The sequence below is a fragment of the Paracoccus sp. P2 genome, assembly GCF_046335115.1.
GTDB classification, from domain to species: Bacteria; Pseudomonadota; Alphaproteobacteria; order Rhodobacterales; family Rhodobacteraceae; genus Paracoccus; species Paracoccus pantotrophus.
This window is the reverse complement of sequence record NZ_JBGOSN010000194.1, coordinates 1-521: the sequence shown is the minus strand read 5'-3', so window position 1 is coordinate 521 and position 521 is coordinate 1. Positions and strand designations below refer to the sequence as shown.

The window sequence follows — 521 nt, the reverse complement described above, 5'->3', positions numbered from 1 at the left end:
CGATGTAGTCGCTGACCTGCCCGGCGGTGACGAAAAGATTGAGTGGGCGTCCCTGACTGTCACAGACGGCGTGCAGCTTGGTGTTCATGCCGCCCTTCGTTCGGCCAATCAGGCGTCCACGCCCCCCTTTTTCGCGGCCATGCTGGTCGCGGTTCGGTGGGCTTTGAGATAAGTCGCGTCGATCATGACCGTCTTTTCCTCGCCGTGATCGGCTGCCAGGCCAGCCATCATCTGCGCAAAGATGCCCTTGTCGCTCCACCGCTTCCATCGGTTGTAGAGCGTCTTGTGGGGGCCGTATTCCGCAGGCGCATCGCGCCAACGCAACCCATTGCGATTGATGAAGATAATCCCGCTCAAGACACGCCGATCATCGACGCGGGGTTTGCCGTGGGACTTCGGAAAATAGGGCTCAAGACGCGCCATCTGGGCGTCGGTCAACCAGAAGAGATCAGACATGTTCACCGCTCGTTTTTCGAACCGTGAATCACGCAGCCTCGCAGAAATCAATGGGTCCTGACCCT

1 pseudogene is annotated in these 521 nt (G+C 59.1%); it reads right to left on the bottom strand.

Annotated features, from left to right (window positions below):
- Positions 1-456, bottom strand: a pseudogene (locus ACDP63_RS25165) (IS5 family transposase); the annotation flags it as partial.
- Positions 457-521: the final 65 nt, after the last annotated feature.